The sequence below is a fragment of the Mycolicibacter senuensis genome (assembly GCF_002101885.1).
Taxonomy (GTDB): domain Bacteria; phylum Actinomycetota; class Actinomycetes; order Mycobacteriales; family Mycobacteriaceae; genus Mycobacterium; species Mycobacterium senuense.
The window spans coordinates 306,963-328,193 of sequence record NZ_LQPS01000043.1 but is presented as its reverse complement, the minus strand read 5'-3'; the positions used below and the strand labels follow the sequence as shown (position 1 = coordinate 328,193).

The following is a 21,231-nucleotide window of genomic DNA, read 5'->3' as shown; positions in this document are numbered from 1 at the left end:
CCGATCCTACGGCCGGCCGGCTCGCATCCATCGTCCGGAAAGCGCCCGCCACCCGACGAATACCAGTCGCAGCACGATGAACGTGGACAGCCCGGACCAGATCCCGGCCAGTCCCCAGTCCAGCATCAGTGACAGCCAGGTCAGCGGCAGGAAGCCGGCCAGCGCGCTGATCACGGTGGCCGTGCGCATGAACGCGGCGTCGCCGGCCCCCAACAACACCCCGTCGAGGGCGAAAACGACTCCGGCGATGGGCAACTGGGCCACCAGGAACCACCAAGGCACCGCGACCGACGCCAGCACCGCGGCGTCGTCGGTGAACACTCCCGGTAGCACCGTGGCCCCGGCGGCGAGCAGCGCGGCCAGCACCGCGGCGGCGACCGCCGAGAACACCGTCACCCGGGCGGCCACCGACCTGGCCTGCCCGGCCGCGCCGGCGCCCAGGGCCGCGCCCACCAGGGCCTGCGCAGCGATGGCCAGCGAATCGAGCACCAACGCCAGAAACGTCCACAGCTGCAGCACGATCTGGTGGGCGGCCAGCGCCGCGGCGCCGAATCGCGCCGCGACCGCGGCCGCCGAGACGAAACAGGCCTGGAAGGCAAGCGAGCGCACGATGAGGTCCCGGCCCATCAACACCTGCGCGCGCAGCACCGCGCCGTCGATCCGCAGTGGGATCCGCTCGGAACGCAGTGCGCGCAGGAACAGCAGCGCGGCCAGCCACTGGCCGGCACAGTTGGCCACCGCCGACCCGGGCAGCCCCCAGCGCGGCAGACCGAGGCCGCCGTACACCAGCAGCGGGCACAGCAACGCTGAAAGCGCAAAGCCCACAACGACATAGCGTGGCGGTCGCACGGTGTCCTGCACTCCGCGCATCCAGCCGTTGCCGGCCAGCGACACCAGGATCGCCGGAGCGCCCAGGATCGCAATCCGCAGCCACTCGCAGGCGGCCCGGGCGATGTCATCCCGGCCGGCGATGGCCGATACCAGCGGCACCGCGGTGGCCTGCACCACGACCACGATCAGTGCGCCCAGGCCCAGCGCCAGCCAGGTCGCCTGTGCCCCCTCGGCGACCGCTGCGGCACGGTCGCCGGCACCGAAGTGCCGAGCCGAGCGCGCCGTGGTTCCGTAGGACAAGAAGGTGGCCTGCGAGGCCACCAGCCCCAGAATCAGCCCGCCGATGGCCAGCCCGGCCAGGCCCAGCGCACCCAGCCGGCCCACCACCGCGGTGTCGAACAGCAGATACAGCGGCTCGGCGGCCAGCACCACCAGCGCCGGCAGCGCCAGCGCCGTAATCTGGCGGGCGCCCGCCGGCCCACCGTTGTCAGTCACGGGCACATTCTTCGGCGAGCGTGCGCGGAAACGGTTCTCGGCGCGGCATGTCGACCGGGGACACGCACGCTCGCGCCGGGAGGAGGGACAGCCATCAGTCGAGCGCGGTGACCAGGGCGGCGACCACGTCCTGCGCTGCACCGGTGGCCGTGTACCCGGCGGCCAGTCGATGTCCGCCGCCGCCGAAGGAAACGGCCACCGCGCTCAGGTCGACCGCCGACTTGGCACGCATCGACACCGCCCAGCAGCCCGGCTCGACCTCCTTGAACACCGCCGCCACCTCGGCCTGCTGGGTGGTCCGCACGATGTCGACGATGCTCTCCACCTCCTCGGGCCGCGCCGCGGCCCACTCGGCGTTGTCGACCACGGCATAGACCAGCCCGCGTCCGCGCACCGCGTCGGGCAGCAGCCGGGCCTCGGCCAGCACCCGCGACAGCAACGTCAACCAGTCGAACGGGTGAGTGTCCATGACGGTGCGGGTGATCGCCGCGTTGTCCACCCCGGTGCCCACCAGCCGTGCCGCCAGCCGGTAGGCGCGGGCAGTGGCCCACCGAAACGAGCCGGTGTCGGTGGCCAGCCCGGCATACAGGCAATGGGCCACGTCGGCGTCGATCGGCTCACCCCAGGCGTCGATCAGGTCAGCCACCAGCATCGTCGTCGAATCCGCTGACGGGTCAACGAAATTGGCGGTGCCGAAAAACCGGTTGGAGGCATGGTGATCGATCACCAGTACCTCCGGCCCGGCCGTGGTCAGCTGCTCCCCCAGGTCGCCGAGCCGGTCGGCGCTGGAGGCGTCGACCGTCACCACCAGATCCACATCGCGGCGCATCGCCTCCGGGCTGACCAGCAGGTCACCGCCGGGCAACGACCGCAGCGACTGCGGAAGGGTTGCCGGGCGGGCGAAACCCACTTCGACCGCCTTGCCGCGCCGTCGGAGGACCATCGCGAGCGCCAGTCCGGCTCCGATCGTGTCGGCGTCGGGATGCACATGGCAGATCACCGCCAGCGTGTCTGCGCCCGCCAGTAGCTCCACGGCCCCGGCGGCGTCGACACGGCGACCCACAGCCGGCGGATCAGTCGCCGGATCGCTCACCGTGACCGCTGTCTTCGGCGCCCGGTTGTCCGGGGGCCTCCCGGTAGGGATTGGCGTCCCCGACCGGCTGCTTGCCTTCCCGTATCCGGGCCAGGTCCGCGTCGGCGGCGGCCGCGGCGGCCAGCAACTCCGACATCCGGTGCGCGTCGTCGGGCACGGTGTCCCGGACGAACGTCAGGGTCGGGGTGAACCGCACCCCGGTTCCGGCGCCGACTTTGGAGCGCAGCACGCCCTTGGCGCCCTCCAGCGCGGCAGCCGCCCCGCCGTAGTCGGGGTCCTCCTCCAGGGACCGGCCCATCACGGTGTAGTAGAGGGTGGCGTCGTGCAGGTCGGCGGTCACCTTGGCATCGGTGATCGTCACCCCGGCCAGCCGCGGATCCTTGATCTCGTACTCGATCGCCGAGGCGACGATCGTCGAGATCCGCTTGGCCAGCCGGCGCGCCCGGGCCGGATCAGCCATGATGACCGCTCCTAGGCACGTGCCTTCTCCACCAGCTCATAGGTCTCGACGACGTCGCCTTCCTTGATGTCGCTGTAGGTCAGCGTCAGACCACATTCGTAGCCGTCGCGGACCTCGGTGACATCGTCCTTCTCCCGGCGCAGCGAAGAGACCGTGAGGTTCTCGGCGACCACCACCGAATCGCGCAGCAGCCGCGCCTTGGCGTTGCGGCGCATGATGCCGGAGGTGACCAGGCAACCCGCGATGTTGCCGACCTTCGAGGAACGGAAGATCGCGCGGATCTCGGCGCGCCCCAGCTCCTTCTCCTCGAAGACGGGCTTGAGCATGCCCTTGAGCGCACTCTCGATCTCCTCGATCGCCTGGTAGATGATCGAGTAGTAGCGGATCTCCACGCCGTCGCGGTTGGCCAGCTCGGTGGCCTTGCCCTCGGCGCGCACGTTGAACCCGATGATGATGGCGTCCGACGCCGATGCCAGGTTGACGTTGGTCTCGGTGATGCCACCGACACCGCGGTCGATGACCCGCAACTGCACCTCGTCGTCGATCTGGATGCCCATCAGGGCCTCTTCCAGCGCTTCCACGGTACCGGCGTTGTCGCCCTTGAGGATCAGGTTCAGCTGGCTGGTTTCCTTCAGCGCCGAGTCCAGGTCCTCCAGCGAGATCCGCTTGCGCGACCGCGCCGCCAGGGCGTTGCGCTTGCGGGCATTGCGCTTGTCGGCGATCTGGCGGGCGATCCGGTCCTCGTCGACCACCAGCAGGTTGTCACCGGCCCCGGGCACCGAGGTGAAGCCGACGACCTGAACGGGCCGCGACGGGAGCGCCTCGTCGACATCGTCGCCGTGCTCGTCGACCATCCGCCGGACCCGGCCGTAGGCGTCGCCGGCGACGATCGAGTCGCCGACCCGCAGCGTGCCACGCTGGATCAGCACCGTGGCCACCGGACCGCGACCGCGGTCCAAGTGCGCCTCGATCGCCACACCCTGGGCCTCCATGTCGGGGTTGGCCCGCAGGTCCAGCGCTGCGTCGGCGGTCAGCAGCACCGCCTCCTCCAGCGCCTCGATGTTGGTGCCCTGCTTGGCGGAGATGTCGACGAACAGCGTCTCACCGCCGAATTCCTCCGGCACCAAACCGTATTCGGTGAGCTGGCCGCGGATCTTGGACGGGTCGGCGCCCTCCTTGTCGATCTTGTTGACCGCCACCACGATCGGCACATCGGCGGCCTGGGCGTGGTTGATCGCCTCCACCGTCTGCGGCATCACACCGTCGTCGGCGGCCACCACCAGGATGGCGATGTCGGTGGCCTTGGCGCCGCGGGCACGCATGGCGGTGAACGCCTCGTGACCCGGGGTGTCGATGAAGGTGATCAGCCGCTCGGAGCCGTCGAAGTCAACGCCCACCTGGTAGGCGCCGATGTGCTGGGTGATGCCGCCGGCCTCGGCCTCGCGCACGTTGGCCTTGCGGATGGTGTCCAGCAGTCGGGTCTTGCCGTGGTCGACGTGACCCATCACGGTCACCACCGGCGGGCGGCTCTGCAGATCGCCCTCGTCGCCCGAGTCTTCCCCGTAGGAGAGGTCGAACGACTCCAGCAGCTCGCGATCCTCGTCCTCGGGCGAGACGACCTGCACCACGAAGTTCATCTCGCTGCCGAGCAGCTCGAGGGTCTCGTCGCCGACCGACTGGGTGGCGGTGACCATCTCACCGAGGTTGAACAGCGCCTGCACCAGCGCGGCCGGGTTGGCGTCGATCTTCTCGGCGAAGTCGCTCAGCGACGCACCGCGGGCCAGCCGGATGGTCTCGCCGTTGCCGTGCGGCAACCGCACGCCACCGACGACCGGCGCCTGCATGTTCTCGTATTCGGCGCGTTTCGCCCGCTTCGACTTACGTCCCCGCTTCGGTGCTCCGCCCGGACGCCCGAACGCGCCGGCCGCGCCACCGCGCTGGCCGGGACGGCCACCGCCGCCGGGACGGCCCCGAAAACCGCCGCCCGCGGGCGCTCCGGGGGCACCCCCGCCGCCGGGTCCGCCGCGGTAGTTACCGCCGGGACCGCCGCCGGGACCTCCCGGACGGCCACCGGGGCCACCGGGGCGGCCACCGCCGCCGGGTCGCGGCGGGCCACCGGGGCGCGCCGGGCGGCCCTGCGCGCCGAAGTTACTGCGTCCGGGCATGTTGCCCGGTGTTGCGCCGCCACCGGGACGCGGCATGCCGGGCCGGGGCGCACCCGGCCGCGGCGCCTGCGGGTGCGGACGCGGGATGGCGCGTTCGGCCGGCTGCGCCGACGAGAACGGGTTGTTGCCGACGCGCGGGGTCCGGGCGCCGGGCTTGGGCCCGGGGGTTGCGGGCCGCGGGCCGGGCGCCGGCGACGGGCCGGGTTGCGGCGGGGTCGCCGGCGGCGCCGCGGGCGCGGAGGCCTCGGCGGCGGGCGCGGGCGGAGCCGACGGCTTCGCCGCGGGGGCTGCCGGAGTCGGGGCCTTGACGGCCTCGACAGTCACGCCGGCCACGCCGTCCGAGGCCGCCGGTGCGGCCTTCGGCGGGGCCGGGGCGGCGGACTTGGCGGGCGCCTTGGCCGGCTCTTCGCTCTTCGCGGCGGCCTTGCCACCGCCGAACGACTCGCGCAGCCGCCGCGCGACGGGGGCTTCCACGGTCGAAGAGGCCGACTTGACGAATTCGCCCTGCTCGCTCAGGCGAGCGAGGACTTCCTTGCTGGTGACACCGAGTTCCTTGGCCAACTCGTGTACGCGGGCCTTTGCCACTACATCTCCTGTCTATGAGGCGACAGCGGTGGTGGGCCGCGCCTCGGGTTTAGCTATGACGCATGGTCATCGGGACTTCACGGTGTGCTCATGTTCTTCGCTACCTGTTCTGTTGGCCGGGGCGGTGAGCCCGATCTGCTGATCGAAGTACTCCTCCACCCCGGACACATCCGGGGAACCGCTGATCCGCAGCGCGCGCGCGAACGCTCGTCGCCGGATCGCCGCTTGCATGCACTCCGGTGCGGGATGCAACCATGCTCCCCGTCCCGGCTGGTTGCCCGCCCGGTCAACGGTCACGGCCTCGTTGCCGTTCCCTGACACAGCGACCACCCGAAGCAACTCGACGGCCAACTCGCGTTTCCGGCATCCGACACACGTGCGCACCGGTCCCTTCGGGGAGCGGTGCGTCCGCGAGGCGGTTGCCGAAGTCTCGCGCTGGATCACGGCTCAGTCTACCCATACACCAGCGATCGCCCGAACCACCCGATTCAAGCCCGGGCGCCGCCCCTAATGTTCCTGGGCCACGCCTCGGCCGACCTCCTGCTCGGCACCGTTGGCGCCGGGCTCGGGGGTGTCGCTGCGGATGTCGATTCGCCACCCGGTGAGCCGGGCCGCCAGCCGGGCGTTCTGGCCCTCCTTGCCGATGGCCAGCGACAACTGGAAGTCGGGAACGACCACCCGGGCGGCACGGGCCGTCTGGTCGATCACCGTCACCGACATCACCTTGGCCGGCGACAACGCGTTGCCGACGAAACGGGCCGGATCCTCGTCGTAGTCGATGATGTCGATCTTCTCGCCGGCCAGCTCGCTCATCACGTTGCGGACCCGCTGGCCCATCGGGCCGATGCAGGCGCCCTTGGCGTTGAGCCCGGGGACTCCCGAAGCCACCGCGATCTTGGACCGGTGCCCGGGCTCCCGGGCGACCGCGACGATCTCCACCGACCCGTCGGCGATCTCGGGCACTTCCAGGGCGAACAGCTTGCGTACCAGGTTCGGGTGGGTGCGCGACAGTTCGATGCGCGGTTCGCGCAGCCCGCGGGTCACGCCGATCACATAGCAGCGCAGCCGGTCACCGTGCTCGTAGGCTTCGCCGGGCGCCTGCTCGGAGGGCCTGATGACACCGTCGAAACCTTTGGCCTCGGTGCCCAGTCGCACCACGACGACGCCGCGGGCGTTCTCCCGGGCGTCGCGCTGGACGACGCCGGCGACGATGTCGCCCTCCCGCGCCGAGAACTCGCCGTAGGCCTTCTCGTTCTCGGCGTCGCGCAGCCGCTGCAGGATCACCTGACGGGCGGTGGTCGCCGCGATACGACCGAAGCCCTCGGGCGTGTCGTCGTATTCGCTGATGACGTTGCCGTCGGCGTCGGTCTCGCGGGCCAGCACGCGAACCATGCCGGACTTGCGGTCGACGTCGATGACCGCGTCGGCCTGGTGCCCTTCGGTATGCCGGTAGGCGGTGAGCAGCGCCGACTTGATGGTCTCCACCACCACCTCGACCGGGATGCCCTTGTCGGCCTCGATCGCGTGCAGCGCCGCCATATCGATATTCATCGGTCGGCCTCCGTTCCCGCATCGGGGGCCTGCCGGCCCGTCAACTCCAACTCACGTGCACTCGGCGCGGCGAACTCGACCTGTACCACCGCGCGCTTGATGTCGCTGAGCGGCATCCGGCGGCGCTCCCAGTCCCGCCCGCCCCGCACCACCAGGGTCACAACGTCGTCGTCGACGTCGGCCACCCGGCCGGTCACGGCGGTCTCATCTGACAAGGTCACCTCGATCTTGCGCCCGTGCGCACGCCGGAAATGCTTGGGGGCGGTCAGCGGCCGCTGCACGCCGGGTGAGCTGACCTCGAGCACGTATCGGCCGTCGAAGGACAGGCCGTCGAGCAAATCCGACGCCGAACGCGACAACGCCGCGGCAGTGTCAAGGTCCAGTGGGGTGTCGCCATCGGCGACCACGGTGATGCGCGGCAGCGGGGCACGGTCGTCGACCACGACGTCTTCGATCTCGTATCCGGCACGGCTGAACTCAGCGTCGAGCAGCTCGATCACCTGTGTTTGCGATGGTAGCCCGGTGGCCACGGCGAGCTCCTCGTCTTGAGTTGTCCGGTCGTCGCGTTCCCCCGCGCCAGGCGCACCGGGAACCAGCCACCAACGATACGCCGTGGTGTGCGCACCCACAGCAAACCGGCGAAAGCACCGGCCGTGCCCTATCGCCCCGCCACCGGCGACGTCGCGTCCGTCCGGCGGCACCGGGGTGGCAGGATGTCTCAGGTGTCCGGCCCACTGACCGCCATCGACCGGCGGCGCCTGCTGAGCGGAGCCGGGGTGGTCGCCCTGATCGCCCTGGCGGCGCCGGCCTGCGGCTCGGCACCGGCCCCACCGGCTGTCGACGATCTGGAAGCGCAACGGCAACTGGCGCAGCACGACAGTGAGCTGGCCGCCGCGGCGGGGGCGGCACTGACGCGAGCAGCCGACCCCGATGCGCAGACGCTGGCCGCGGCGCTGGACCAGGTGTCGCTCGAGCGGGCCGAACACGCCCGTGCGCTGGCCGCCGAGATCGCCCGGGCGGCGCGGCGGCCGGCACCGGAAGCCGCCGCGACCACCACACCGGCCGAGGTGCCGGACGGGCGGGATCCGACGGTATCCGAGGTGGTCAGCGCACTGCGTGCGGCGGCCGACAGCGCCGGCCGCTTGGCCGCCACGGCCACGGGATACCGAGCCGGGCTGCTTGCCTCGGTGGCGGCGGCCTGCACGGCCTCCTACGCCGTCGCATTGGTGGTGCAGTCATGACCTCAGCCGAGCCCAGTCCGCTCAGCGCGCCCGACGCCGCCCTGTGCGATGCGCTGGCCACCGAGTACGGCGTCGTCTACGGCTACGGGCTGGTGTCGGCGTACTCCCTGCCGGAGCTCAACGACCTGGTGGTTCCCACGATCCGTCAGCACCGCGAGCGCCGGGATCGCACCATCGCCATGCTGGCCGCTCGCTCCGTTCCGGTCCCGCAACCCGCCGCCGGCTATCAGTTGCCCATGCCGCTGACCACGTCTGACGACGCGCTGCGGCTGGCAGTCCGGATGGAGAACGACACCGCGACCGCCTGGCGCGCGGTCGTCGAGCAGGCCCGCGAACCCGCGGATCGCGAGTTCGCCGCGACCGCGCTCGGCCAAAGTGCGGTATTGGCCGCGCACTGGAACCGGGCGTTGGGGAACTGGCCGATCACCCGGGCGTTCCCCGGCGGCCAGGACTGAGCGCGACCTTTCCGATGGCGACCGCCGGGTCAGCCGGCTTCCCCGCGGACGGCCGCGCGGACCTGCCCGGCCAGGTCGGCGCCGATCGACAGCTCGCGGGTCTGCCCGGAGCAGCGGTCCCGCAGTTCGACGACCCCGTCGGCCCAGCCGCGTCCGAGCACGACGATCCACGGCACGCCGAGCAGCTCGGCGTCTTTGAACTTCACCCCCGGCGATGCCTGCCGGTCGTCGAACAACACCTCCAGGCCGAGCCGGTCGAGCTCGGCGGCCAGTTGTGTGGCGCCGGCGCGGGCGGCGTCGTCCTTGTTGGCGACCACCAAGTGCACGTCGAACGGCGCCACCTGCGCCGGCCAGCGCAGACCCAGTTCGTCGTGCTGTTGTTCGGCGATGACCGCGACCAGCCGCGACACCCCGACCCCGTAGGAGCCCATCGTCAGCCGCACCGGCCGGCCGTCCTCGCCGAGCACGTCGGCGGCGAACGCGTCGGTGTATTTGCGACCGAGGGAGAAGATGTGGGCGATCTCGATGCCGCGGGCACTGACCAGCGTGCCCGCTCCGTCCGGAGACGGGTCACCGTCGCGGACCTCGGCGGCTTCGATGGTGCCGTCGGCGGTGAAGTCACGCCCGGCCACCAGCCCGACGACGTGCTTCCCGGGGGCGTCGGCACCGGTGATCCAGCTGGTGCCGTCCACCACGCGGGGGTCGACCAGGTAACGGACACCGTTGTCCTGCAGTGCTTTCGGGCCGATGTAGCCCTTGACCAGGAACGGGTGCTCGGCGAAATCGTCATCGGACAGCAGTGCGTACTCGGCCGGCTCGAGCGCCGCACCCAGCCGCTTCTCGTCGACCTCCCTGTCGCCGGGCAGCCCGATACCCAGCAGCTGCCATTCCCCGCCCGGTAAGCGCACTTTGAGCAGCACGTTCTTCAGGGTGTCGGCGGCGGTGACGCTGCGGCCCAGGTCGGCGCCGTTGGCCCAGTCCACCAAGGTGGCGATGGTCGGGGTGTTGCCGGTGTCGTGCACCTGCGGCTCCGGCAGGCCCTCGATCGGCTGCGGCTGCGGGCGGGCGGTGATCACCGCCTCGACGTTGGCGGCGTAGCCGGACTCCGGGCAGCGCACGAAGGTGTCTTCGCCGACCTCGCTCTCGGCGAGGAATTCCTCGGAGGCCGATCCGCCCATCGCCCCGGAGACCGCCGAGACGATCACGTAGCGCACGCCCAGCCGGTCGAAGATCCGCTGATAGGCCACCCGGTGCGCGTCGTAGGCGGCGGCCAGGCCGGTGTCGTCGACGTCGAAGGAGTAGGAGTCCTTCATCACGAACTCGCGGCCGCGCAGGATGCCGGCGCGCGGCCGCGCCTCATCGCGATACTTGGTCTGGATCTGGTAGAGCGTCAGCGGAAAGTCCTTGTAGGAGCTGTACTCCCCCTTGACCGTCAGGGTGAACAGTTCCTCGTGGGTGGGGCCGAGCAGGTAGTCGTTGTCGCGGCGGTCCTTCAGCCGGAACAGGCCCTCGCCGTACTCCGTCCAACGGTTGGTGGTCTCGTACGGCGCACGCGGCAGCAGCGCGGGGAACAGGATCTCCTGTCCGCCGATGGCGTTCATCTCCTCGCGCACCACCTTCTCGATGTTGCGCAGCACCCGCAGCCCCAGCGGCAGCCAGCTGTAGAGGCCGGGTGCGATCGGCCGGATGTAGCCGGCCCGGATCAGCAGCTTGTGGCTGGGGACTTCGGCATCGGCGGGGTCGTCGCGCAGCGTGCGCAGGAACAGTTCGGACATCCGGGTGATCACAGGCCGAGAGCCTAACTTCTCCATCGCGGGCGCTCCGCGAAGCACCCTTGTCGCGGTGGACCCGCGGGCAGTTACAGGTTGCCGGCGCCGAACGCGTCCTGGGCCTCCTGGGCATGCGCGACCTGTTTGGCCGAGTAGCCGATCAGCAGCGAGATGGCGCCGACCAGCACCGCCACCCCGGCCACCCACAGCAGGCCGTAGGTGTAGCCGGCGTCCAGCGCGGCGATCTGGGTGGGGTTCATGGTTTTGACCGGCATGTTGGTGCCGCCCAGATACAGCGTGCGCGAGGTGATGACGGCCTGGATGACCGCCAGCACGATCGGGCCGCCGAGGTTCTGCAGCATCAGCGCGATCGCCGAGGTCGGTCCGATCTGGTCGAAGCCCACGCCGGCGATCGCCGACAGGGTCAACGGCACCACGATCACGCCCATGCCAAGGCCGCCGAGCACGATCAGCGTCACGAAGTTCGGGAAGTAGGCGATGTCGCGGTCGACGGTCGAGCCGTAGACCATCGCCCCCAGCACCACTACGCCGCCGGCGATCACCAGAAGCCGCGGCGGGAACAACCGGACCAGCTGCGACGACACCCCGAGACCGACGCCCAGCCCGATGACGAACGGGATGAAGCCGACGCCGGCGCGCAACGCCGAGTAGCCCATCAGATCCTGAACGTACAGCCCGATGGTCACGGTCACGGTGAACAGCACACCACCGGCCAGGAAGATGGCCGCGAACGTGGCCACCCGGTTGCGGTCCCGGAACAGGCTGAACGGCACCACCGGGTTCTCGGCGGTGCGTTCCACCAGCGCGAAGGCCAGCAGCGCAACCACGGCCAGCACCCCGGAGCCGATGGTGATCACCGAGATCCAGCCCTTCTCGGGACCGATCGTGAACGCGAACACCGCGGCGGTGCAGCCCAGGGTCGCCAGCAGCGCGCCGCCCGCATCCAGCTTCATCCGCTCGCGCTGGGTCTCGGTCAGCGCGGTGCGGGCCAGGTAGATCATCAGCAGGCCGATCGGCACGTTGATGCCGAACGCCAGCCGCCACGACACCTCGGTCAGCGCGCCGCCGGCCACCAGACCCATCACCGAACCGATGGCGGTCATGGCGCCGAACACCGCGGTGGCCGCGTTGCGGGCCGGCCCCTTCGGGAACGTGGTGGCGATCAGCGCCAGCGCGGTCGGCGAGGCGATGGCCGACCCGACACCCTGCAGCAGCCGGGCGATCACCAGCGTGGGGGCGTCCCAGGCCGCCGCGCACAGCACCGAGGCGATGGTGAACAGCGCGACGCCGCTGATGAAGGTGCGTTTGCGGCCGATGGTGTCGCCGAGCCGACCGCCGAGCAGCATCAAGCCGCCGAAGGTCAGCACGTAGGCGCTGATCACCCAGCCGCGGCCGGCGTCGGACAGGCCGAGGTCGTTCTGGATCTTGGGAAGCGCGACGATCGCGATGGTGCTGTCCATCGTGGCCAGCAGTTGCATGCCCCCGATGGCGATGACGGCGTAGATGAATCGGCGAGAGGGCAGCATGGATGAGATATACCTGCTCGTGCGGCTAACGATGTCCGAGCCCTGACGAGTCGGGGAAGCCGACCCGGCAGCGTCTGCCGGCCACTGCGCGCTCGCCCGTCCTGCATCATCGAGAGCAGTCATAACCGGCTACCCTACAGTAATATTAAGAGATGTTTAAACCCCGAAGCCCGCGACCGCCCCGATAACGACGATCGCAGGAGGTCGGATGCCCTCCGCGCGGATCTTCTCGGGCGCGTCGGCCAGCGTGGCTCGGAGCGTGTGCTGCGCGGGCGTGGTCCCGTGCTGAACCACCAACACCGGTGTATCCGCAGGTCGGCCGCCTTTTTGCAGTACCGCGCTGAATTGCTCGATACGTTCGACGGCCATCAGCAGCACGATGGTGCCGCGCATCGCGGCCAGTGCATCCCAATTCACTAACGATTCCGGGTCGTCGGGCGCAAGATGGCCGCTGACCACCACGAATTCGTGGTTCACCGCACGGTGCGTGACCGGAACCCCGGCCTGCGCCGGCACCGCTATGGCACTGGTCACACCCGGCACCACCGTCACCGGAATCCCGGCGTCGGCGCAGGCCAGGACTTCTTCGTACCCGCGCGCGAACACGAACGGGTCGCCGCCTTTGAGCCGCACCACGAACTTGCCGGCCGCGGCGCGTTCGATCATCAGCGCGTTGATGGCGTCCTGGGCCATCGCCCGGCCGTAGGGGATCTTGGCGGCGTCGATGACTTCGACGTGCGGCGGCAGTTCGGCGAGCAGTTCGGGCGGGGCGAGCCGGTCGGCCACCACGACGTCGGCGTGCAACAGCATGCGCCGCCCGCGCACCGTGATCAGCTCCGGGTCGCCGGGGCCGCCGCCCACCAGGGCCACGCCGCCGCGGACCACGTCGGAGGTCGCCTCGATGTCCATGGCGATCAGACCGGACTGCAGCGCCTCCCGGATCGCCGACCGGATCGCCGCCGACCGGTTGTGCTCGCCGCCGGCCAGCACCCCCACCGACAGGCCGGCGTAGCTGAAGGTCGCCGGGGTGACCGCTGATCCCTCCACGGCGAGATCAGCACGCACACAGAAGATTTGTCGACGGTCGGCCTCGGCGACCACGGCGGCGTTGACGTCCGGGTCATCGGTGGCCGCAACCGCGTACCAGGCATCGGCCAGATCGCCGTCCCGGTACGCCCGCGACACCAACGTGATGCCGGGCTTGCGCTCCCCCAACGCCTCGACCGCCGGCGTTGCGCTGGGGGCGATCACCACCACCTGGGCGCCGCTGTCCACCAACAACGGCAGCCGCCGCTGTGCGACGCCTCCCGCGCCCACCACGACGACCTTGCGTCCGGCCAGCCGCAGCCCGACCAGATATGGGTTCTCGATCACCCGACAACTCTAAGGCTGGCCGCCGGATGCCGGACGCAGCTCGAGCTGTCGGGTCCCCCACTCCCGCACCTGCTCGAACAGGGCGGGCTCCTCGCCGAGCCGCACACCCAGCGACGGCACCATCTCCGTCAACGTCGGCAGCCAGCCCGCGAACCGGCTCGGGAAGCAGCGCGCCAGCACCTCGAGCGTGGCCGACACCGCGGTCGACGCTCCCGGCGAGGCGCCCAGCAGGCCCGCGATGGCGCCGTCGGCGGCATGCACGATCGTGGTGTCGAATTCCAGACGGCCACGCCGGATCACCTGCACCCGCTGGCCGGCCCGGATCGGTGACCAGTGCTCGCCGAGCGCATCGGGGACGAACTCGCGCAGCGCGGCCAGCCGCGCGACGGGACGTCGCCGCAGCTGGCCGAGGAGGTAGCCGACCAGTTTCCGCTCCCGGACCCCGGCCCCCAGCAGTGACGCCGCGTTGCCCACCCGCAGCGATCGGGGCAGATCCGTGGCCCGGCCGTGCTTGAGGAATCTCGGCGACCAGCCCGCGAACGGCCCGAACAGCAGCCACGCCGCGCCCTCGACCACCCTGGCGTCCAGGTGCGGGGCCGTCGTCGCGGGCGCACCCGGCGCCGGGAAGCCGTACACCTTGGCGCGGTGGGCGGCGGTCAGTTCCGGAACCCCGCTGCGCAGGAACACCCCGCCGATCGGGAATCCGCCGAAGCCCCGGATCTCGGGGATACCGGAGCGCTGAAGCAGTCCCAGAGTGGCACCCCCCGCCCCGACGAATACGAATTTGGCTTTGAGCCTTCGCCTTTCGCCGGTGCGGCGATCGACGAGGCCCAGCATCCAGCCACCGTCGGGCTCCCGGCGGATCGCGCGCACCTCGTGACCGAACAGCATCTCGGTGCCGTGGCGCACGCAAAAGCCGATCAGTTGCCCGGCCAGCGCGCCGAAGTCGACGTCGGTGCCGTCGGGCGACCAGTCCAGCGCCACCGGTTCGCCGGGATTGCGGCCGGCCGCCATCAGTGGCAGTCGCGCCGCGAACTCATCGAAGTCGGTGATGAACTCGGCTCCGGCGAACAGCGGGTTCCCGGCCAGCTCGCGGTGCCGGCGACGCAGCCGATCGACGCCGTCGGCGCCGTGGGCGAAGCTGACGTGCGGAACCGGGTGCACGAAGTCACGTGGCCGGCCCAGCAGCCCGTGCTGCACCGCGTAGGCCCAGAACTGGCGGGTCACCTGGAATTGCTCGTTGACGCGGATCGCCTTCTCCGGCGGGTAGAACAGCTCGCACAGGCCGGCATGGCCGGTGCCGGCGTTGTTCCAGGGGGCGCTGCTCTCGCCAGCGGCGGTGTCCAATCGCTCGATCACGGTGATCGAGGCCGCCGGCTCCAGCCGGCGCAGTATCGCCCCCAGCGTGGCACTCATGATGCCCGCACCGATCAGCGCCATATCCGTCTGAAGCGGTTTGGACACGTTAGGCAGCCTAGCCACGATGGCGGTAACCCGCGGCGCCCGGTTCCGGCGCACATGCGGCCGGCTCGGCTCGCCCACCGTTTAGGCTGACGCCATGGAGAGCTACGATCTGGCGATCATCGGAACCGGTTCGGGCAACAGCATTCTCGACGAGCGTTACGCGGACAAGCGAGTGGCCATCTGCGAGCAGGGCACCTTCGGCGGCACCTGCCTGAACGTGGGGTGCATCCCGACGAAGATGTTCGTCTACGCCGCCGAGGTGGCCAAGACGGTCAACGAGGCGACCCGCTACGGGGTGGACGCCCGCATCGACAAGGTCCGCTGGAACGACATCGTGTCGCGGGTCTTCAGCCGCATCGACCCGATCGCCGCCGGCGGCGAGGAGTATCGGCGCAGCCTGCCCAACGTCGACGTCTACGCCGAGCACACCCGGTTCGCGCCGGTCGGCTCCGACGGGAGATACGTGCTGCGCACCGCCGGCGGCGAGCAGTTCAGCGCCGAGCAGGTGGTGATCGCCGCCGGAGCGCGGTCGTGGATTCCGCCGGTGATCGCCGAGTCCGGGGTGCACTACTACACCAGCGATGACGTGATGCGGATCGCCGAATTGCCCGAGCACCTGGTCATCATCGGTGGCGGTTTCATCGCCGCCGAGTTCGCCCACGTCTTCTCCGCCTTGGGCGTCCGGGTCACGGTGGTGATCCGTGGCACGACGTTGCTGCGGCACTGCGACGAAACCGTCGCGGAGCGCTACACCCGGATCGGCGCGGACAAGTGGGAGCTGCGCTCGCAGCGCAACGTAGTCGCCGCCCGCCCGGAGGCACCCGCCCACAACGGCGTCATCCTGGAACTCGACGACGGGTCGACACTGCGGGCCGATGCGTTGCTGGTGGCCACCGGCCGGGTTCCCAACGGCGACCAGTTGGAGGCCGGGCAGGCCGGCATCGACATCGCCGGCGGCCGGGTTGTGGTCGACAAGTACCAGCGGACCACGGCGCGCGGTGTTTTCGCGCTCGGCGATGTGTCCTCCCCGTATGAGCTCAAACACGTCGCCAACCACGAGGCCCGGGTGGTACAGCACAACCTGCTCTGCGATTGGGACGATGTCGATGCGATGCGGATCACCGATCACCGTTACGTGCCGTTCGCGGTGTTCACCGACCCGCAGATCGCCGCGGTCGGATTGACCGAGAACCAGGCGCGGGCAAAGGGACTCGATATCTCGGTCAAGATCCAGGACTACGGCGACGTCGCCTACGGCTGGGCCATGGAGGACACCACCGGGTTCGTCAAACTCATCGCCGAACGCGGCACCGGGCGGCTGCTCGGTGCGCACATCATGGGCCATCAGGCGTCGTCGATCGTCCAGCCGCTGATCCAGGCGATGAGCTTCGGACTGACCGCGCGCGATATGGCCCGCGGTCAATACTGGATCCACCCGGCGCTGCCGGAGGCCGTCGAGAATGCGTTGCTGGGCCTGGAATGAGGCCGGGCCGCCGATAGGAGAGAGCGATGAAGTCCACCCTGCTGTCCCGCCGCGACCTGGATTTTCTGCTCTTCGACTGGCTGCGCATCGATGAGCTGACCCGCCGCGCCCGGTTCGCCGAGCACTCCCGGGACACCTTCGCCGGCGCACTGCAGCTGTGCGAACAGCTCGCGACCCGCTATTTCGCCCCGCACAACAAGAAGAGCGATACCAACGAGCCCACCTTCGACGGGGTGAAGGTCACCGTCATCGGTGAGGTCAAGGAGGCGTTGGCGGCGTGCGCCGACGCCGAGCTGGTCGGCATGGCGATGGACTATCGGCTGGGCGGGGCGCAACTGCCGGCGACGGTGGCCCAGGCCGGCTTCGCCTGGCTGATGGCCGCCAATGTCGCCACCGCCGGCTATCCGATGCTGACGATGGCCAACGCCAACCTGCTCGCCGAATTCGGCAGCGACCAGCAGATCGACGCCTTCGTCAAGCCCATGATCGCCGGCCGGTTCCTGGGGACGATGTGCCTCTCGGAGACCCAGGCCGGATCATCGCTGGCCGATATCACCACCCGCGCCGAACCGCGGCCCGACGGCACCTTCCGGTTGTTCGGGTCGAAGATGTGGATCTCCGGAGGTGACCACGAACTCAGTGACAACATCGTCCATCTGGTGCTGGCCAAGATCCCCGGCGGCCCGGCCGGCACCAAGGGGATCTCGCTGTTCATCGTCCCGAAGTATCTGGTGGGCCCCGACGGCGCCCCGGGTGAACGCAACGACGTCGTGCTGGCCGGGCTCAACCACAAGATGGGCTACCGCGGCATCACCAACACCGTGCTCAACTTCGGGGAGGGCGGCTATCGGCCCGGGGGCGAACCGGGCGCGGTCGGTTACCTGGTCGGTGAGCAGCACCGCGGGTTGAGCTACATGTTCCGGATGATGAACGAAGCCCGGCTGGGGGTGGGCATGGGCGCGATCGCGCTCGGCTACACCGGCTACCTGAAGTCGCTCGACTACGCCCGTGACCGCCCGCAGGGCCGACCGGTGACAGCGAAAGACCCGGCCGCACCCCAGATTCCGATCATCGAGCACGCAGACGTCAAACGAATGCTGCTGGCGCAGAAATCCTATGTCGAGGGAGCGTTGGCGTTGGCGCTGTACTGCGCGCGACTCGTCGACATCGCGCGCGCCGCCGAATCCGACGAGGAACTCGAGCACGCCACCGCGTTGCTGGACATCCTCACCCCGGTCGCCAAGAGCTGGCCGTCGCAGTGGTGTCTGGCCGCCAACGACCTGGCCATCCAGGTGCACGGCGGCTACGGCTACACCCGCGAGTACGACGTCGAACAGCACTACCGGGACAACCGGCTCAACCCGATTCACGAGGGAACCCACGGTATCCAGAGCCTGGACCTGTTGGGACGCAAGGTGGTTCAACGCGACGGAGCCAGTCTGGCCGCCCTGCACCGGGCGATGACCGACAGCGTCACCGCCGCGCGCCGGGCCGGTGGTGAATCGGCCGAACTCGCAGACCGACTCGACGCCGTGGTCCAGCGATTGGTCGCGGTCACCGCGGGCATGTTCGCCGCCGGTGACATCGATGCCGCATTGGCCAACAGCGCCGTCTATCTGGAGGCGTTCGGCCACGTGGTGATCGCCTGGATGTGGCTGGAACAACTGCTGGCCGTCGCCGATCGCACCGGGGACTTCTACGACGGCAAGCGGCAGGCCGCCCGATACTTCTTCCGCTACGAGCTGCCGAAGACCGGCCCGCAGCTCGACCTGCTGGAAAGCCTGGACCGCACCACGATCCAGATGCGCCCGCAGTGGTTCTGACGGGCGCGCCGCCGGTTGCTACAGCGGAGTGACGTAGGCCGAGCTGATTCCGCCGTCGACCAGAAACGTCGAGCCGGTGATGAAGGAGGCGTCGTCGCTGGCCAGAAACGCCACTGCGGCGGCGATCTCCTCGGGCTCGGCGAACCGGCCCACCGGCACGTGCACCAGCCGGCGCGCCGCACGCTCCGGGTCGGCGGCGAAGAGTTCTTGCAGCAGTGGGGTATTCACCGGTCCCGGGCACAGTGCGTTGACCCGGATACCCTGCCGGGCGTACTGCACTCCGAGTTCCCGCGACATGGCCAGCACGCCGCCCTTGGAGGCGGTGTAGGAGATCTGCGATGTCGCCGAGCCCATCACCGCCACGAACGACGCGGTGTTGATGATCGAGCCGCGGCCCGCCGGCGTCATGTGCCGCAGCGCCGCCCGGCAGCACAGGTAGACCGACTTCAGGTTGACGTCTTGAACGCGTTGCCAGGCCGGCAGTTCGGTGGTTTCGATCAGATCGTCATCCGGCGGAGAGATGCCGGCGTTGTTGAAGGCGATGTCGACCGCGCCGAAGGTCTGCGCCGCGGTGTCGAACAGCGCGTCGACCTGCTCCTGCTCGGAGACGTCGACCGGTATGAACAGCCCGTCCAGTTCTTCGGCGACCGCAGCACCCGCCGACGGATCGAGGTCACCGACCACGACGCGCGCGCCCTCGGAGCGCATCCGCCGGGCGGCCGCGAGGCCGATTCCGCCACCGGCGCCGGTCACCACGGCGACGCGCCCGGCCAGGCGTTGGGTCAGATCGGTCACTCACATCTCCTTCACTGCGATGAACACGTTCTTGGTGTCGGTGAAGGCCAGCGGGGCGTCTGCGCCCAGCTCCCGGCCCAACCCCGATTGTTTGAAGCCCCCGAACGGGGTGTTGAAACGCACCGATGCGTGCGAATTCACCGACAGATTGCCGGCTTCCACCGCGCGCGACATCCGCAGCGCCCTCGACAGGTCGTCGGTCCAGATCGAACCCGACAGTCCGTAGACGGTGTTGTTGGCCAGCGCTACCGCGTCGGCCTCATCCTCGAACGGCAGCACCGTCACCACCGGGCCGAAGATCTCCTCGGTGACGCTGCGGTCATCACGCGTGGGGGTCAGCACCGTCGGGGGGAACCAGAAACCCGGGCCGTCCGGCGCCCGGCCGCGGAAGGCCACCGGCGCGTCGTCGGGAACATAGGAGGCCACCTTGTCCCAGTGTGGTCGTGAGACCAGCGGGCCCATCTCGGTGTCTCGCGAGGCCGGATCGCCCACCACGACCCCGGCGACCGCGGGCTCGAGCAGTTCCATGAATCGGTCGTACACACTCGCTTGCACCAGGATCCGGCTGCGTGCGCAGCAGTCCTGCCCGGCGTTGTCGAACACCCCGTAGGGCGCCGTCGCCGCCGCCTGCTCCAGGTCGCAGTCGGCGAACACGATGTTGGCGCTCTTGCCACCCAGCTCCAGCGTGACCCGTTTGACGCCGGGTGCCGCGGCCGCCAGCACCCGGGTCCCGGTGACGGTGGATCCGGTGAATACGATCTTGGCCACCCTCGGGTGGGTGACCAGTCGCTCCCCCACCTCGGCGCCGGGGCCGGGCAGCACCTGCAGCAGATCAGGGTCCAAGCCGGCGTGTGCGGCCAACTCCACCAGCCTGATCGTGGTCAGCGGCGTCCACTCGGCGGGCTTGACCAGCACCGCGTTGCCGGCGGCCAGTGCGGGGGCGAACCCCCACGCGGCGATCGGCATCGGGAAGTTCCACGGGGTGATGATGCCGACCACACCGAGCGGCTCGTGGAAGGTGACATCCAGCCCGCCGGCCACCGGTATCTGGCGACCGGACAACCGTTCCGGGCTGGCCGAGTAGAACTGCAGCACGTCGCGGACGTGCCCGGCCTCCCATTCGGCGGCCGACACCGGATGACCGGCGTTTCGCACCTCGAGCGCGGCCAGCTCGTCGACGTGGGCGTCGACGGCCGCGGCGAAGTCCCGCAACGCCGCAGCGCGCTCGGCCGGCGCCGACCGCGCCCACCGCTGCTGCGCCACCTGCGCACGACCCACCGCGTCGTCGACCGCAGCGGCGTCGACGTGCTCGACGGTGCCGAACGCCGCCCCGGTGGCCGGGTTGATGAGGTCGTGTGTCGTCATCGGCTCACCTGCGCCGCCGCGTAGCTTCGCGCCGCGTCCACGATCGCGGTGAACAATCGCAGATCGGCCAGTGACGCTTCCGGATGCCACTGGACCGCCAGCACGAAGTCCTGCCCGGGAAGCTCGATCGCCTCGATGACACCGTCGTCATCGCGCGCGCTGACCACCAGCTCGTCACCGAGCTCGGCGATCGCCTGGTGGTGGTAGCACTGCACCTGACAGGTCTCGCCCAGCAGGCCGGCCAGCCGGGTGCCCGCCACGATGCGCGCGGGCATCGGGGTGAACACCCCGTCGCCGGCCCGGTGGCCGCAGCTGCCGAGCACGTCGGGCAGATGCTGGTGCAGCGTCCCGCCGAGCGCGACATTGAGCACCTGGGCGCCGCGGCAGATGCCCAGCACCGGCACGCCACGGCGAAGCGCCTCGGCCAGCAGCGCGAACTCCCAGGCGTCCCGCGTGGTGTCGGGCTGGTCGGTCTCGGCGTGCGCCGGCTGGCCGTAGCCGGCGGGATCGAGGTCTCTGCCGCCGGTGATCACCAGGCCGGACACTCCGTCGAGCACCCGCGCGGCGATCTCGGGTGTCGCCGGCTGCGGCGGCAGCAGCACCGCGATACCGCCGGCGGCGGTGACGCCCTCGAGGTAGGTGGCGGGCAGCAGACCCGCCGGCACATCCCACACCCCGAACTGCGCCCGGTCCAGGTAGCTGGTCAGTCCGACCACCGGGCCGGCCGGTTCACGG

18 protein-coding genes are annotated in these 21,231 nt (G+C 70.2%); 4 read left to right on the top strand and 14 right to left on the bottom strand.

The annotated features are described in order from the left end of the window. Positions 1-6 precede the first annotated feature (6 nt). The 7 genes from AWC24_RS15880 to rimP all read right to left on the bottom strand — a co-directional run bounded on the left by AWC24_RS15880 (position 7) and on the right by rimP (position 7,710). On the bottom strand, positions 7-1,326 hold the full coding sequence (locus AWC24_RS15880) for an MATE family efflux transporter (protein ID WP_085086515.1): 1,320 nt from the start codon (positions 1,324-1,326) through the stop codon (positions 7-9). A gap of 94 nt (positions 1,327-1,420) precedes the next feature. Further along, complete coding sequence (locus AWC24_RS15875) at positions 1,421-2,389, bottom strand: DHH family phosphoesterase (RefSeq protein ID WP_085087117.1); 969 nt, start codon at positions 2,387-2,389, stop codon at positions 1,421-1,423. Positions 2,390-2,399: 10 nt separating this feature from the next. Further along, positions 2,400-2,879 (bottom strand): 30S ribosome-binding factor RbfA, encoded by a 480-nt coding sequence (rbfA, locus tag AWC24_RS15870; protein ID WP_085086513.1) that lies wholly within the window; start codon positions 2,877-2,879, stop codon positions 2,400-2,402. A gap of 11 nt (positions 2,880-2,890) precedes the next feature. Continuing rightward, complete coding sequence (gene infB / locus AWC24_RS15865; RefSeq protein WP_085086511.1) at positions 2,891-5,629, bottom strand: translation initiation factor IF-2; 2,739 nt, start codon at positions 5,627-5,629, stop codon at positions 2,891-2,893. Positions 5,630-5,695: 66 nt separating this feature from the next. After that, positions 5,696-5,950 (bottom strand): DUF448 domain-containing protein, encoded by a 255-nt coding sequence (locus tag AWC24_RS15860; RefSeq protein WP_407663441.1) that lies wholly within the window; start codon positions 5,948-5,950, stop codon positions 5,696-5,698. A gap of 186 nt (positions 5,951-6,136) precedes the next feature. Further along, positions 6,137-7,180, bottom strand: coding sequence for a transcription termination factor NusA (gene nusA / locus AWC24_RS15855; protein WP_085086506.1), 1,044 nt, complete (start codon positions 7,178-7,180; stop codon positions 6,137-6,139). Then, a complete protein-coding gene (rimP, locus tag AWC24_RS15850; protein ID WP_085087115.1) occupies positions 7,177-7,710 on the bottom strand; it encodes a ribosome maturation factor RimP in 534 nt (177 codons plus the stop codon). Before rimP ends, nusA begins: the two co-directional genes overlap by 4 nt. A 183-nt stretch (positions 7,711-7,893) precedes the next feature. Between rimP and AWC24_RS15845 the strand changes: the two genes are divergently transcribed. Both AWC24_RS15845 and AWC24_RS15840 read left to right on the top strand, forming a co-directional pair. Beyond that, positions 7,894-8,421 carry a hypothetical protein gene (locus tag AWC24_RS15845; protein WP_085087113.1) on the top strand — a complete coding sequence of 176 codons (528 nt, stop codon included), beginning with the start codon at positions 7,894-7,896 and terminating at the stop codon, positions 8,419-8,421. Beyond that, on the top strand, positions 8,418-8,876 hold the full coding sequence (locus AWC24_RS15840) for a ferritin-like domain-containing protein (RefSeq protein WP_085086504.1): 459 nt from the start codon (positions 8,418-8,420) through the stop codon (positions 8,874-8,876). The genes AWC24_RS15845 and AWC24_RS15840 overlap by 4 nt, the downstream gene beginning before the upstream one ends. A gap of 29 nt (positions 8,877-8,905) precedes the next feature. On the opposite strand, the gene AWC24_RS15835 is transcribed toward AWC24_RS15840, so the two are convergent. The 4 genes from AWC24_RS15835 to mqo form a co-directional block, all read right to left on the bottom strand. Next, entirely contained in the window at positions 8,906-10,663 is a 1,758-nt protein-coding gene (locus AWC24_RS15835) for a proline--tRNA ligase (RefSeq protein ID WP_085086502.1), read from the bottom strand. Positions 10,664-10,734: 71 nt separating this feature from the next. Further along, positions 10,735-12,315, bottom strand: coding sequence for an MFS transporter (locus tag AWC24_RS15830; protein ID WP_085086500.1), 1,581 nt, complete (start codon positions 12,313-12,315; stop codon positions 10,735-10,737). A gap of 33 nt (positions 12,316-12,348) precedes the next feature. After that, positions 12,349-13,566 carry a uroporphyrinogen-III C-methyltransferase gene (gene cobA, locus AWC24_RS15825; protein ID WP_085086498.1) on the bottom strand — a complete coding sequence of 406 codons (1,218 nt, stop codon included), beginning with the start codon at positions 13,564-13,566 and terminating at the stop codon, positions 12,349-12,351. 9 nt (positions 13,567-13,575) lie between these two features. Continuing rightward, positions 13,576-15,030 carry a malate dehydrogenase (quinone) gene (gene mqo, locus AWC24_RS15820; protein ID WP_085086495.1) on the bottom strand — a complete coding sequence of 485 codons (1,455 nt, stop codon included), beginning with the start codon at positions 15,028-15,030 and terminating at the stop codon, positions 13,576-13,578. A 94-nt stretch (positions 15,031-15,124) separates the two neighbouring features. Between mqo and mtr the strand changes: the two genes are divergently transcribed. Both mtr and AWC24_RS15810 read left to right on the top strand, forming a co-directional pair. Beyond that, positions 15,125-16,513 (top strand): mycothione reductase, encoded by a 1,389-nt coding sequence (gene mtr, locus AWC24_RS15815; RefSeq protein ID WP_085086493.1) that lies wholly within the window; start codon positions 15,125-15,127, stop codon positions 16,511-16,513. Positions 16,514-16,539: 26 nt separating this feature from the next. Next, positions 16,540-18,336: an acyl-CoA dehydrogenase gene (locus tag AWC24_RS15810; protein WP_085086491.1), complete on the top strand. Its 1,797-nt coding sequence runs from the start codon at positions 16,540-16,542 to the stop codon at positions 18,334-18,336. A gap of 18 nt (positions 18,337-18,354) precedes the next feature. On the opposite strand, the gene AWC24_RS15805 is transcribed toward AWC24_RS15810, so the two are convergent. The 3 genes from AWC24_RS15805 to AWC24_RS15795 are packed head-to-tail and all read right to left on the bottom strand — an operon-like array spanning position 18,355 to position 21,212. Next, complete coding sequence (locus AWC24_RS15805) at positions 18,355-19,131, bottom strand: 3-oxoacyl-ACP reductase (RefSeq protein WP_085086489.1); 777 nt, start codon at positions 19,129-19,131, stop codon at positions 18,355-18,357. Continuing rightward, positions 19,132-20,496 carry an aldehyde dehydrogenase family protein gene (locus AWC24_RS15800; protein WP_085086487.1) on the bottom strand — a complete coding sequence of 455 codons (1,365 nt, stop codon included), beginning with the start codon at positions 20,494-20,496 and terminating at the stop codon, positions 19,132-19,134. Beyond that, complete coding sequence (locus tag AWC24_RS15795) at positions 20,493-21,212, bottom strand: gamma-glutamyl-gamma-aminobutyrate hydrolase family protein (RefSeq protein WP_085086485.1); 720 nt, start codon at positions 21,210-21,212, stop codon at positions 20,493-20,495. Before AWC24_RS15795 ends, AWC24_RS15800 begins: the two co-directional genes overlap by 4 nt. Between the last annotated feature and the right edge of the window lie 19 nt (positions 21,213-21,231).